Source organism: Deinococcus sp. (assembly GCF_030523985.1).
Taxonomy (GTDB): domain Bacteria; phylum Deinococcota; class Deinococci; order Deinococcales; family Deinococcaceae; genus Deinococcus.
In genome coordinates, this window is the sequence record NZ_JAUNHK010000041.1 from 1 (window position 1) to 12,645 (window position 12,645).

The 12,645-nt window shown below is 66.0% G+C and carries 12 protein-coding genes; 1 reads left to right on the forward strand and 11 read right to left on the reverse strand.

Going from position 1 to position 12,645, the window contains the following annotated elements; all coding sequences use genetic code 11:
* A partial coding sequence (locus tag Q4C89_RS07775) for a sugar phosphate nucleotidyltransferase (RefSeq protein ID WP_303102038.1) occupies positions 1-743 on the forward strand: 743 nt, incomplete at its 5' end.
* Between the two features lie 186 nt (positions 744-929).
* Here the strand turns inward: Q4C89_RS07775 and secG are convergent.
* The 11 genes from secG to ffh form a co-directional block, all read right to left on the reverse strand.
* Positions 930-1,160, reverse strand: coding sequence for a preprotein translocase subunit SecG (gene secG, locus Q4C89_RS07780; RefSeq protein WP_303102039.1), 231 nt, complete (start codon positions 1,158-1,160; stop codon positions 930-932).
* Between the two features lie 92 nt (positions 1,161-1,252).
* A complete protein-coding gene (locus Q4C89_RS07785; protein WP_303102040.1) occupies positions 1,253-2,521 on the reverse strand; it encodes a glutamate-5-semialdehyde dehydrogenase in 1,269 nt (422 codons plus the stop codon).
* 107 nt (positions 2,522-2,628) lie between these two features.
* The gene (proB, locus tag Q4C89_RS07790; protein WP_303102041.1) at positions 2,629-3,729 is read right to left on the reverse strand and encodes a glutamate 5-kinase; all 1,101 of its coding nucleotides are present in this window, start codon (positions 3,727-3,729) and stop codon (positions 2,629-2,631) included.
* A 100-nt stretch (positions 3,730-3,829) separates the two neighbouring features.
* Positions 3,830-4,786, reverse strand: a complete 957-nt coding sequence (locus Q4C89_RS07795; protein WP_303102042.1) for a hypothetical protein — start codon at positions 4,784-4,786, stop codon at positions 3,830-3,832.
* A 184-nt stretch (positions 4,787-4,970) separates the two neighbouring features.
* Positions 4,971-6,503, reverse strand: a complete 1,533-nt coding sequence (locus Q4C89_RS07800) for a HAMP domain-containing protein (RefSeq protein ID WP_303102043.1) — start codon at positions 6,501-6,503, stop codon at positions 4,971-4,973.
* Positions 6,504-6,570: 67 nt separating this feature from the next.
* A complete protein-coding gene (locus Q4C89_RS07805) occupies positions 6,571-6,990 on the reverse strand; it encodes a hypothetical protein (RefSeq protein WP_303102044.1) in 420 nt (139 codons plus the stop codon).
* Positions 6,987-7,832, reverse strand: coding sequence for a hypothetical protein (locus tag Q4C89_RS07810; RefSeq protein ID WP_303102045.1), 846 nt, complete (start codon positions 7,830-7,832; stop codon positions 6,987-6,989). Before Q4C89_RS07810 ends, Q4C89_RS07805 begins: the two co-directional genes overlap by 4 nt.
* A 225-nt stretch (positions 7,833-8,057) precedes the next feature.
* A complete protein-coding gene (locus tag Q4C89_RS07815) occupies positions 8,058-8,702 on the reverse strand; it encodes a thioredoxin family protein (RefSeq protein ID WP_303102046.1) in 645 nt (214 codons plus the stop codon).
* 87 nt (positions 8,703-8,789) lie between these two features.
* Positions 8,790-9,752 carry a class I SAM-dependent rRNA methyltransferase gene (locus Q4C89_RS07820; RefSeq protein ID WP_303102047.1) on the reverse strand — a complete coding sequence of 321 codons (963 nt, stop codon included), beginning with the start codon at positions 9,750-9,752 and terminating at the stop codon, positions 8,790-8,792.
* Between the two features lie 128 nt (positions 9,753-9,880).
* Positions 9,881-10,819, reverse strand: coding sequence for a phospho-N-acetylmuramoyl-pentapeptide-transferase (locus tag Q4C89_RS07825; RefSeq protein ID WP_303102048.1), 939 nt, complete (start codon positions 10,817-10,819; stop codon positions 9,881-9,883).
* Between the two features lie 196 nt (positions 10,820-11,015).
* Complete coding sequence (gene ffh / locus Q4C89_RS07830; RefSeq protein WP_303102049.1) at positions 11,016-12,371, reverse strand: signal recognition particle protein; 1,356 nt, start codon at positions 12,369-12,371, stop codon at positions 11,016-11,018.
* Between the last annotated feature and the right edge of the window lie 274 nt (positions 12,372-12,645).

Genomic DNA, 12,645 nt, shown 5'->3' on the forward strand with positions numbered 1-12,645 from the left:
TGCAGGCGGGGCCAGACGGACAGGTGACGGCCTTCGCCTACAAACCCGACCAACCACTGGGCCGCACCGTGACCGCCGAAATCTTCGTCTACGACACCAAAACGCTGCTGTCCACCCTGGACGACCTGGCGAAAAAGGGGCCGCTGGGCGACTACGGCGAGGAGCTGCTTCCGGCGCTGGTAGAGCGCGGCGACGCCTACGCCTTTCCCATGTCGGGCTACTGGATGGATGTCGGCACGCTCGAAGCCTACCTTCAGAGCCACCGCGATTTTCTGGACGGGCGCGGCCTGGAACTGGACGACCCGATCTGGCCTTTCATCACGTCCAGCATCACCCGTCCGCCCACCCGCATCGAGAAGACGGCGCGACTGGACACGGCGTTCGTGTGCGGCGGCGCGGTCATCGCCGGAGAGGTGACGCGCAGCCTGATTGCGCCGGGTGCCAGGGTCGAAGCGGGGGCCGTCGTGCGTGACGCGGTGGTGCAGCCGGGCGCAGTGGTGCGGGCCGGAGCGCGGGTCAGCCACGCCATCATCGACCAGGGCGCCGAAGTCGGCGTGAACGCCCGGGTCGGCGGGCAGAGCGCCAACAGCCGCCCCACCGTCATCGGGGCCGGGGCACACCTGGGCGAAGGGGTGGAGGTCGGCCCCGGCAGTGTCGTGGCGCCGCGTGACCGCCTCAAAGCGGGCGAGGAAGGCGAAAAAGTTCGCCCGCTGGATGTGGACAACCGCGCAGGCAAGAAGTAGCCGCGCCATAAGACAGGGGCAGCCCACCGGAACATCTTGGCGGGCTGCCCTTGCGATTTTTGCGGGCCTGAGCGTCAAGTACGTCGAACCTAACATTTCGCATTTTCGGAACAGCACCGAAAACGCTTCATTCCCGGTTCGACGTACTTTTTCCGGTACTCCATCTAAAGATGAACTTCGACCTACTCAGCGCGAGATGAACACAATCAGGAAAGCCAGCAGCATAAACAGGCCGCCCAGCACCGAAGTCACGCGCACCAGGCCGCCTTCGACGCCGCGCCCGCCGAGCAGCGAACCGCCCGAGGCCATGCTGGCCGACAGGCCCGCCTGCTTGGGCACTTGCAGCAGCACGAAAAAGACCAGGCCCACGCACACCAGGGCAAACAAAACCAGAAACAGAGTCAGGATAGGAGTCATCGAAAAACCTCAGAGAAGGGGAGAGAAGTCGCCAGCGGGCGTAACACTTCAGTATAGGGAGCGGCAGGTGAGGAGAGGTGAGGGCAGAGCTTTCAGCCGCGCACCTGACCGTCGCCCAGCACCACCCATTTGGTCGTCGTGAGTTCGCGCAGGCCCATCGGCCCACGGGCGTGCAGCTTCTGAGTGCTGATGGCGACCTCGGCCCCCAGACCCAGTTGCCCGCCGTCATTGAAACGGGGACTGGCGTTGACCACCACGGCGGCGCTGTCCACGTCCTGCACGAAGCGCGTGGCTTGCTCGGGGTCACGGGTCAGAATCACGTCGGTGTGGCCCCCCCGCTCGGCAATGAAGTCGAGTGCCTCATCCAGTCCGTTCACCGTGCGAATGCTGGCGATCAGGGCCAGAAACTCGGTGCCGTAGTCGCCCGGCGCGGCAGCTTGGGCGTTCAGGCCAGCGGCCCGCAGCACCTCCAGGCTCTCGGCGTCGGCCCGCAATTCGACTCCGGCCTCCAGCAGTGGGCGCACCACGCCCGGCAGGGCAGGCAGCGCGGCGCGGTGAATCAGCAGCGTGTCCAGCGCGTTGCAGGCGCTCGGCTTCTGCACTTTGGCGTTCAGGGCGATGGTCGCCGCCTGCGCCACGTCCTGCGGGCCTTGCACGAACGATTCGTCCAGATACAGGTGAACCACGCCGATGCCGCCGACGATGACGGGCACGGTGGCGTTCTCCACGCAAAATCGGTGCAGCCCGGCCCCCCCACGCGGAATGATGGCGTCCACGCAGTCGTCGAGCCGCAGCAGTTCCAGCATCCGGGCGCGGTCCGGGTCGCGGATGACCTGCACGGCGTCGGCGGGAAGCTGCTGCGCTTGCAGGGCCGCGTGAATGGCGTCTTCCAGGGCCGCGTTGGACTGCACGGTTTCCTTGCCGCCGCGCAGAATCACCGCGTTGCCCGACATCAGCGCCAGGGCCGCCACGTCCACCGTCACGTTGGGGCGGCTCTCGTAAATCACGCCCAGCACGCCCAGGGGCACGCGCCGCTGCGATACCCGGATGCCGCTGGGCTGCACCTGCTCCGCCGTCTGTTCGCCCACTGGGTCAGGGAGGGCGGCCACCGCCTCTACGTCGTTGGCAATCGCCGCCAGAGACGCGGCATTCAGGCGCAGGCGATCCACCATGTGGGCGGGCAGTCCGGCAGCTTCGGCGGCGGCGACATCTTGCGCGTTGGCCTCCAAAATTGTGGCGCTGCGCTGGCGCAACTCGGCGGCGATGGCCCCCAGCGCGGCAGCTTTGCGGGCCGTGGGCAGGGAACGCAGGGTGCGGGCGGCTTTTCTGGCCCGCTGGCCCATGTCTCGGAGGTCGGTCATGGTCGCCAGTGTAGTAGACCGCCCAAACCGAGCGCCAAAAGAGGCGGGAGGATGGGGCGTCGAAACGTGGAGAGGTCTAAACGTCTACAGCCGTCAGAGTCAAAGGCTCACTCCTCCGCCATCAGCACCAAGTCGTCGCGGTGAATGGCTTCGTCGCCGTAGCTGTAGCCCAGCAGCCCCTCGATTTCACGGGAATGATGCCCGCCGATGCGCCGCAGGTCGCTCGCCCGGTAGCGGGTCAGGCCCCGGCCCAACTCTCGCCCGTCGGGGGCCATCAGGCGCACGGTATGCCCGCGCTCGAACTCGCCCTCCACATGTCGGATGCCCGCCGGAAGCAGGCTGCTGCCCCGCTCGCGCACCGCCCGCGCCGCGCCTTCGTCGAGCAGCAGCCGCCCGTGGGCAATTTCGGCCAGAATCCAGCGTTTGCGGGCTTCGAGCCGCGACCCGTGTGCCAGAAAGCGCGTGCCCAGCGCCTCGCCGCCCACCACCCGGCGCAGGGCATCGGGGGCGTCACCCGGCGCGATGACCACCGGGGTTCCGGCGCGGGTGGCGATTTCGGCGGCCTGAATCTTGGTGTGCATGCCGCCCGTGCCCCGGTGACTGCCCGCCCCGCCCGCCAGCGCCCAGATGTCGGGCGTGACCCGCTCGACCACCGGAATTAGCGTGGCGTCGGGGTGGCTGCGCGGGTCGGCGGTGTACAGGCCCGGCGCGTCGGTCAGAATTACCAGCAGGTCGGCCCCCGTCAGGTTGGCAACGAAGGCCGAGAGGGTGTCGTTGTCGCCCACCTTGATTTGCTCGACGGCCACGGTGTCGTTCTCGTTGATAATGGGCAACACGCCCCGGCTCAGGCAGCTTTCCAGGGTGGTGCGGGCGTTGAGGTAACGGGTGCGTTCGCGGAAATCGTCGGCGGTCAGCAGCAGTTGCGCCGCCCGGATGCCGTACAACTCGGCCAGCGACGTGTACAGGTGCATCAGTTGGACTTGCCCCACCGCCGCCAGCAGTTGCTTTTCCGCCAGGGTGCGCTCACGCGGGGGAAAGCCCAGCGCCTCCCAGCCCGCCGTGACCGCGCCACTCGTGACCAGCACGACTTCGTGCCCCTGGGCCTGTACCTCGGCCATGCCCCGCATCAGGTCCACCAGACGGGGGCGGTGCAGGCGGTCGGTGCCTGCCGTCAGAACACTGGTGCCGAGCTTCAGAACAACGCGCATGGGCGACATGCTAGCGGCTGCGCGGCGGGGTGCGGCCCCAAATGCCGAAACGCCAGCGTCCCGCTGGGAGGCAGGGCGGCTGGCGTTTCAGTTTCGAGATTTATTCTTCGTCGGTAGGCCCGTTCAGGCAGGGCCAGGGGGCGTCCAGATTTTTCTCGACCATGATGCCGTCGTCGTCGTAGAGGTGGACGACAGGCACCAGGGTCAGGTCGGCGGGTGCGCCCTGCACGGCCCGGCCCTGCGCCGCCAGGGTCAGGCTCTCGAAGTTGCGCGGGGCCACCACGTTTTCGCTGCCCGTCAGGAGAGAGCCGCAAGTGCCGTCGTTGCGGGCAAAGGTGAACTGACCGGAAATCGAGTAGCCCTCCGGCGCACCTTCCACGCTCACGCTGGGGCGCACGCCGCCTGCAACGGGCGTCAGGGCTGCCTGCACGACGACATTCGCCAGCGGGTCGGGTTGCTCGCCCTGGCCGCTGCACACGCGCAGTCGGGTCTGTACGGGGGCCAGGAAGCGGGCGCTCTGGGCCGCCGTGCGATTGGCGAAGGTGACGCGCACCTGCGTTTCGGCGCAGTAGGGGCGGCTGCCCAGGTCGGTGGGGGCCACCGTGCTGCCCGAAGGCAGGTGGAACAGGTCGGAGCCGAAAAAGTCGTCGGGGCGCAGGGTTTCCTGGGTCTGGCTGCGGTCGCGCACGCTGCCGTCGGGGTTGAAGAGGGTCACGCTGGCTTCGGCCTGGGCCACCTGCAGCGCCGTCGAGGTCACGGTCACTTCGCCCACGCCACTGAAACGCCTGTTCCCGCTGCGAACCTTGGCGATGTCGAGCCGGACCCGGACTTCGCCCACCTTTTTGCCGTTTTTCTGCACGACGGGCAGGGTCACGCTTTCACGGGCATACAGGCGGTCGAGCGGGTCAGGCAGAGACTGGGCCGAGAGCGAAGCAGAGGGCGACACCTGGGCCGATGCGACATTCTGAGCAGCGGGCGTAGGGGACGTGACGCGACCACACGAGGCCAGCAGCAAGGCGGTTCCGAGCAAGGCAGGGAGGACAGCGGGACGGGACATGGCACAACTCCTTGAAAGGCGGGGGGGAGAGTATGAAAAAACCAACAGAGTCTAAAATGAAAAAAGACACGGTGTAAATAACCCCCCAGGGGTGGAACAACAGGGGACGCTCCCAAAGTTCAACCGGGCAAAAGAAAAGCCCCCAACCGGGCGGGCCGGTGGGGGACGCGAAAGGATGTTTCCGTTACATGCGCTTGCGGCGGCGCAAACGGTCCATCGCGGCTTCGAGGCTCAGGCGCATGCGTTCGAGGGCCTGGGCGAGGTCGCCGATTTCGTCGTTGCGCTCCATCTTGACCGGGCGGGTCAGGTCACCCAGCGAGATGGCGTCAGCCACTTCGACCAGACGCTCTAGCGGCCCCACGATCTGCCGGGCGGCGCGGGCGGCGAAGGTGAGCGCCAGCACCAGACCCAGCAGGGTCATCAGCAGCACCAGCAGCAGCGTGTTGCGCAGGTTGGATATGGCTTGGCCGTTGGACAGGCCCACCATGACCCGGCGCACGACGGGGGCCTTGTTCTCCGCGCCCACTGGCACGGCGCTGAGGGCACCCTGGCTGTTGCGGATGATAGACACGCGGCTGATGGTGTAGCTCTGGTTACCGATTCGGAATTGCCCACTCGCCTCGCCACTCTTGGCCCAGTCACCGAGGCGGGTGTTGAGTGCGCTCAGGTCGGACGTGACCAGCGAGCGCAGGGTAGTCGGTCCGTTCGGCACTTCCACCCGCACGAAGCCCACGTTGGGGTTCTTGGCGATGGCGGTCAGCTGAGATTCCAGTCCGGTGCTGCGGGTGTTGAGCGAGGTGCCGACCACCGAAGCGAGCGTCTGCGCGTTTTCCTGGGTCAGTCGGTTTTGCAGCCGGGGCAGCGTCAGGGCCATCAGCAGCATGGTCAGCAGTCCTGACAGGGCCAGCGGCAACAGCGTGCCCAGACGAATCTGCTGGGTCACACTGTTGCGCGGCTGGCCCGACACGGCCACGTCATCACCCACGGCAGTCAGGAACTCGCTCGACTGCCGGGAAACGTCGCGGACGGGGCGCTCCGGAGCAGGCGCGTCGTCACTCACATTCAGCGCCCCGGTAAAGTCGGCCCAGTCGTCCGCTCCGGCGGCGGTCTGGCTTGCCCCCCCGGCAGTCTGGCCCTTCTCTTTTTCCTTCTCCAGCTTTGCGCTGGCGGCTTTGGCCCAGTCGGGCAGTTCGTCGGTCTGGTCCGGGTCGGTGGTCACGGCTGAGGTGGCTGCCGATACCGTCATGACGGTGCTTGGTGGCGCGATGAGCAGCCCGTCGTCGTCGGAAGTCGTGAGCACGGGCTGGGCCTTTTCCGGTGTGCTGCTGGCGAGGGCGGCGAAGGGGTCGGGGGCCAGGGCCGCAAAGGGGTCGGCAGCAGGAATGGCGAAGGGGTCAGGGGCAGCCGGGGTCGTGAACGGGTCGGCGATGGACGTGCCCGGCTCGTCTGCCGCAAGTGGGGCCGCAGTGGACGGAGCCGCAGTTCCCGCTTCGGGCCGCACTTCCTCGAGAGACACCTGCGCGCCCACCGACTCGAAGACCTGAAGCAGCAGTTCGGCGCGGGCGTGCGACGTGGGCTTCATCAGGCGGCCCGCGCGCCGCGCAGCCAAGCGCTGGGCCTGTTCGGGTTTCAGGCCAAAGCGTTGGACCAACTGCTCTTCCAGTTGGGGACGCACTTCATCGGAAACAGGTTGGCGAATCAGAACCGTGTACTTCATGCGGCATTCCTCTCGGGGTGCGGATGACCGGAGCGTGGGGCGAAGGGTGAAGGCGGGCGTGGGAACATCAGGCCAGCCCCCGCGTCCGCAGTTGCCGGACAAACTGATGCAGGTGGGCTTCGTCGAGTTCGGGTGCGATGGTTGCCAGCAGGGCCGAGAGGGTGGCCTGCTCGCCTACCGCGTCCAGCGCGTCGTCCACCATGAATTCTCCTATCGGCCCGATGACGCTGACCAGGGCCTGGGTGACATGGTCTAGCAGGGCGTCCGTCACCACCTGTTCGCGGCGCAGGGCGCGGCTGGTCCAGTTCTGCGCCTGCTCCAGTGCTTGCTCGACTTCTTCCTGGCTCAGGTCGAGTTCGCGTGACAGTTGGGCCAGCGTCCGGCGTCCGTCCACCAGGTCGAGCACCCGCCAAGTCGAGTAGGGAAGCGGCGTATCGTCGCGCAGGCCGGTGGGCCAGCGGGGAATGTCCTGGTTCCAGCGCGTCACAGTTTCTCCAGTCCGGCGGCGGCCCAGTCGGGCGTGTCGCGCAGGTCGCCCACTGCGATTTCACTCAGGCGCAGGTTCAGTTTTTGCAGGCAGTATCGGTAGGCTTCGAGCATGGCCGGGCGCAGTTCCTGCATCGGCACTTCCTCTTCCACCGTCAGTTGGCCCCGGCTGACCCGGATTTCGCTGGCGAAGGGGTCGAGTACCGGAAAGCGGGTCGAAAGCTGCATGCTGACCTGCTTCCAGGTTTCGTCGAAGCGGGGGGCGATGCGGTGGGTCGCCTGAATCAGCGTGCTCCAGACGCGCAGCAGCACCTCACGGTTGAGCCGGTTGCTGGACGCGAGGGTAAAGCAGGGAGCGCCCGTCTGCGGCAGTGTCCCGGTCATCACTCTCCCTCCCTCCCAGAAAGAGCAGTGCGGCCCGGAAATCAGCGCCCCCTGAAAATGCTCCCGCATCAGCAGGGTCTGCACTTCGGGCCAGGCCACGTTCAGGCGTTGGGGCAGCGTCTTGCGCGACTCCCACAGCACCTCGGCCACCAGCGGCTCGGTCTGCACCAGCGATACCTGGGCGCGTGGCAGGCCGCGCATGGCGTCCCCCAGGGTCACGTCGCTGCCGCTGGCTGCCATACCCCCGCGCAGTTGGCCCCGTACCCACACGAACCTGGCCCAGCGCCCCTGCTGCTGCACGTCCAGCACGCCCGTGAGGTTGTGCTTTTCGCGGGCCTCAAGCTCAGTGACGACTTCGGTCCAGGGGTAAAAATCGGTGGAAAGCTGCTGAAAGACCGCCTGGTCCTGGGGGACAGGCAGGCGCAGAGGCGCTGGGGGGGGAGCAGGATTCTGGGTCATGTCAGGTGGGGCGAAGCGCTAGAGATAAAGAGAGTGAAGGGGAAGGCCGACTTGACTTTCAATCTTCCTCATCATGACACCTGTTGAAGTCTTACGCTCTACTTACAATTGTAAGAAAATCTTCTTTATTGCCGTCTCTGGTCAGGGGAACACTGGCCCAGCAAGGGCGAGCAAAAAAGCCACCCCCGCCTGTGAAAGCAGGGGCGGCTCGGGCAAGCTCGGCGTTTACCCGAGTTGGTTGAGAATGTCCTGAACCCTGGCCCGCAGGTCGCCGCGCTCCTGGGGGGCACCGAGCTGGTGCAGGCCGCCGTGGTAGGCGTCGGGGTCACCGAACAGGCGCGACAGCAGGTCGAATTCACGCTGCGAACGCAGGCTGGCGTCGTCACGGAACAGGGTCACGTACTGGTCTTGGAAGGCCCAGTCGCTCAGTTGCCCGTCCAGATAAGCCTGCATGAGCTGGCGGTAGGGTTCCACGCCGCCTTCGGTCTGCACCTGGGCCGCGCCGCTGCGCTGGGGAACATGCTGGCTAAAGACGGGAGCGAGGGCTTCGGGGGTGATGTCCCAGTTGTTGACCTCGTACTGGGGCTTGCCGTCGCGGAACAGAATGAACTGCGGGCTGTGGTGGGTGATGCCTGTCATTTCGGTGACGTGGTTGCTGGCAGGCCGCCAGTCCACCACGCGAATAAACCCGATAGGCAGGTCGTGGCGCTGCAAGAAGGTTTCGATGACGCCGAAGCCCTGCATGGTCTTGTGGCAGGTGCCCGCCTTGAAGATGGCGGCGAGGGGGTAGTCCTTCAGAAACTGGTCTACGTCCTGCGGGGTGGTGAGGGCCTGAAGCACCTGCGGCTGGGGTTCGGAAGTGGAAGTCATGCCCCCAGTCTACCCGAAGGCCGACAGGCCATGCTTTATAAATTCAAGTGAAGTGGAGGGGCGAGAGCCCAGGGGAGGAGCCAGCCGTCAGCCGTCTGTCAGTTGCCAGACCTGCACCTTGAGGTGGGTCGCCCCCGGATAGTCGCGCCCCGGCCCCAGCGTTTGCACCTGCTTGCCCGGCCTGCCGCTGCTCGCCAGTCCCTGCTGCACCTGCCGCGCCAGCCCCGCCGCCGAGACTCCGGCGTGGTTGAGCAGGGTGAGCAGGTGCCCGCCCGCCGCCGTGACGGCGCTGGCCTGCGCCACCAAACGCCCATAGTCCTTGTCGGCCCGCCAGGTTCCCGCCTTGGAACGGGCAAAACCGGGCGGGTCGAGAATGACCAGGTCGAACAGGTCGCCACGCTTTCGCAGCCGCTCCAGCCACTCGAAGACATCGCCGTACAGGAAATCCTGGTCGGGGGCGTCCAGACCGGAGAGGGCGTAGTTCTGCTGGCCCCACTGCAACACCTTGCGCGAGAGGTCGACATTTTTGACCGTTTGTGCTCCGCCCAGGGCTGCACTGAGGCCGAAGCCGCAGGTGTAGGCAAAAGTATTGAGCACCCGCGCCGCGCCGCGCTCGCGTACCCAGCGGCGGGCGGGCCGGGCGTCGGCAAACAGGCCCAGGCTGAGGTCGGCTCCGGGCCGAATCAGGAAGGGCACGCCTTCTTCCAGGGCGGTCACGCTGGGCCGGGCTTCTCCCCAGACCGGGTCGGGCGGCGAGAGCCACTCGCGGGCCACGTTCGCCAGGTGCCGCGCTTCGGGCGGGCGGCGCTTGAGGTAGACCCCCGCCAGCCCCGCCGCCTCGGCGCAGTGGGCCGCCAGTTCGGTTTCGGCGTCCTCGGGCAGTTCGGTATACAGGCTCAGCACGCCCGCGTCGCCTGCCACGTCCAGCGTCCAGGCTCCGGCGGTTTCGGTGGTATGCACGGCGCGGTAAAACGTCGTCCCCGCTGCTGGCAGGGCGGCGCGGCGCTCCAGGGCGCGGGCCAGCAGGTCGGGGGAGGGAAGCAGGGTCACGGGGAGGATTGTAGAGGGGGGAAGGCAGAGAGTAGAGGGTAGAGAGTGGATGGCTCAACGCAGAAAGCCAGAGCGTTTGCCCTGGCTTACTGTAAAACCCACTCTCTACCCTTCACCCTCAACATCCCTCAGGGCCTGCCACCCATCAGCCACCAGGTCAGGGCCGTTGCCATCCCGGTAATCACCCAGAAGCGCAGCGTAACGTGAGTTTCAGGCCAGCCGCTGAGTTCGAAGTGGTGCTGAATCGGACTCATCTTGAAGACGCGCTTGTTGCGGAGCTTGACCGAGGCGACCTGAATGACCACGCTCAGCACTGCCACGACGGGGATAATGGCGGCAATCGGCAGCAGCCACACGTCCGAGTACAGGGCGTAGGCTCCGGCGGCGACGGCCCCGATGGCGTGGCTGCCCATGTCACCCATGAAGACGCGGGCGGGGTGGGCGTTAAACCACAGGAAGCCCAGCAGCACCGCCACCATCAGCGCCGCGACAGGCGACACGGCGACCAGCGGCAGCAGCACGATCATGCCCACGCCCGCCAGCAGACCGTCCAGTCCATCGGTAAAGTTGAAGGCGTTCACGCTGCCGACCATCACGAAGGCAATCCAGAGCATGTCGAAGATGGGATAGCCGCCGATGTGCATAAAGCCGGGCAGCAGTTCATGGCTGGCGAGCGGCGCGGCAAAACCCGCGAACAGCAGCGCCACCAGCAGTTGCAAGGGGAACTTTTCGCGGGCGAGCAGTTCGCTCTTGCCGCCGAACTTGCGCGAACGGATTTTCAGAAAGTCGTCGATGCCGCCGATGATGCCCATGCCCAGCATCGCCAGCACGATCATGATTTCGCGGCCTAAGATGGCCCCGCTGATGCCGCCCGAGGCCAGCACCACCACAAAAACCAACAGCAAGGCGAGTACGAAGGCGACTCCCCCGGCGGTGGGCGTGCCGTCCTTGACAAGGTGGGTCTGCGGGCCGTCCACGCGCACGCGCTGGCCCCAGCCGAACCGTTTGCTGTAGTGAATGAACAGCCCCATCAAGAACCAGGACAGCAGCGCGGCGACAACGGTCATAGGCGCACCTGTCCGGCGGAGGGCCAGCCCTGGAAAGTCAGCAAAGAAGGCAACGTCATCTCAGTGACGAAGCGTACCATGCGGCCCGGCAGACGATTTGGGAGGAGCTGAAAAAAAGCGTGCTGACACGGAAAAATTCAGGAGCGGAAGCGGGTCATTGTTCCCGGCCCCTGCGTCCGCTCCCCCTCGCCCCGCCTTACTTCCTGAGGTTGGGCGGAATCTGCCCGCCGCCACGTGGCAGCTTGGGCATCCGCATGCCCTTGCCTCCCTTGCCGCCGGACATCTGGCCGAGCATCTTCATCATTTCCTTCATCTGCTCGTGCATCTTGAGCAGCTTGTTGATGTCCTGCACACTGCTGCCGCTGCCCTTGGCGATGCGCTTGCGGCGGCTGCCGTCAATCATTTTGGGGTTGCGCCGCTCCTTGACCGTCATCGAAGAAATCATGGCGTCGATGCGCTGAAGCTGCTTTTCGTCGATGGTAAAGCCTTCGGGCAAGGCGCGGCTCATGCCGGGAATCATCTTCATCAGGTCGCCGAGCGGCCCCAGCTTGCGAATCTGGCGCAGTTGCAGCAGCAGGTCTTCGAGGTCGAAGTCGCCGGGCTTCTTGGCTTCCATTGCCCGGAGGTCGGCTTCCTGTGCCCGCTCGATCAGCCCCAGCACGTCGCCCATGCCCAGAATGCGCCCGGCCACGCGGTCAGGGTAGAAGGGTTCCAGGCCGTTAATTTTTTCGCTGACCCCAGCAAAGTAGATTGGCTTGCCCGTCACCGTGCGGGCCGAGAGCGCCGCGCCGCCACGGGCGTCCCCGTCCATCTTGGTCATGATCAGGCCCGACACGCCGATGCGCTCGTCGAACGACTGGGCGACGTTCAGCGCTTCCTGCCCGGTCATGGCGTCCACGACCAGCAGCGTCTCGGTGGGCTGCAACTCGGCCTTGAGCGCGGCGAGCTGGTTCATCAGTGTTTCGTCGATCTGGAGGCGTCCGGCGGTGTCCACGATGACCAGGTCACGCGGGTCGCGGGCCAGATGCTCCTCGATGCGGCGCTTGGTTTCGGCGGGCGTTTCGTTGTCCTCCACCTTCAGCACCGGCACGCCGACCTGCTTGCTCAGCACTTCGAGCTGGTCGCGGGCGGCGGGGCGCTGGGTGTCGGCGGCGACCAGCAGCACCTTGCGGCCCTGTTTCTTGTAGTGCGCCGCCAGTTTGCCCGAACTGGTGGTCTTGCCCGCGCCTTGCAGGCCGACCATGAACCAGATGTTCCCCGACTTTTCCAGCTTGGGCTGGGCCGACTCGCCGCCGAGGGTCTGAATCAGTTCGTCGTGAACGAGCTTGATGACCGTTTGCCCGGCGTTGAGCGACCCCAGCACTTCCTGGCCCACGGCCTTTTCGCTCACCCGCGCCACGAAATCCTTGGCGACGGTGAAGTTGACATCGGCTTCGAGCAGCGCCATCCGGATTTCGCGCATGGACGCCTTGACCTGCGTTTCGGTCAGTTGGCGCTCACGGCCCAGCTTTTCCAGAATGTCCTGCAATTTGTTGCCCAGCGACTCGAACATAATGCGGGCAGGCTAGCACGCAGACTGTCTGCGGGCCGGGAAAAAAAGTTCCTCGCCAACTCATACGGGTCTGGACTTTACTCCGCACATCTGGGAAAACCGCCCGAATGTGCTCTGCTTCGCCGCTTTGCAAGTCCGCGTCGCCCAGACCCGCATTTTCTCTTACTCATGCCGTTCGGAAAAATCGTTCGCATACGCGAAGTCTTTTTCAGAGCGTGATCAGCCGCTCGCCCCGTTCTTGACGTTGCGTGGGCCGCGTCCGACACGCAGCACG

What these genes read in the sequence shown, in the direction of transcription:
- secG (WP_303102039.1), bottom strand. Translation starts at nt 1,160, where the DNA reads ATGACTCCTATCCTGACTCTGTTTCTGGTTTTGTTTGCCCTGGTGTGC.
- Q4C89_RS07785 (WP_303102040.1), bottom strand. Translation starts at nt 2,521, where the DNA reads ATGACCGACCTCCGAGACATGGGCCAGCGGGCCAGAAAAGCCGCCCGC.
- proB (WP_303102041.1), bottom strand. Translation starts at nt 3,729, where the DNA reads ATGCGCGTTGTTCTGAAGCTCGGCACCAGTGTTCTGACGGCAGGCACC.
- Q4C89_RS07795 (WP_303102042.1), bottom strand. Translation starts at nt 4,786, where the DNA reads ATGTCCCGTCCCGCTGTCCTCCCTGCCTTGCTCGGAACCGCCTTGCTG.
- Q4C89_RS07800 (WP_303102043.1), bottom strand. Translation starts at nt 6,503, where the DNA reads ATGAAGTACACGGTTCTGATTCGCCAACCTGTTTCCGATGAAGTGCGT.
- Q4C89_RS07810 (WP_303102045.1), bottom strand. Translation starts at nt 7,832, where the DNA reads ATGACCCAGAATCCTGCTCCCCCCCCAGCGCCTCTGCGCCTGCCTGTC.
- Q4C89_RS07815 (WP_303102046.1), bottom strand. Translation starts at nt 8,702, where the DNA reads ATGACTTCCACTTCCGAACCCCAGCCGCAGGTGCTTCAGGCCCTCACC.
- Q4C89_RS07825 (WP_303102048.1), bottom strand. Translation starts at nt 10,819, where the DNA reads ATGACCGTTGTCGCCGCGCTGCTGTCCTGGTTCTTGATGGGGCTGTTC.
- ffh (WP_303102049.1), bottom strand. Translation starts at nt 12,371, where the DNA reads ATGTTCGAGTCGCTGGGCAACAAATTGCAGGACATTCTGGAAAAGCTG.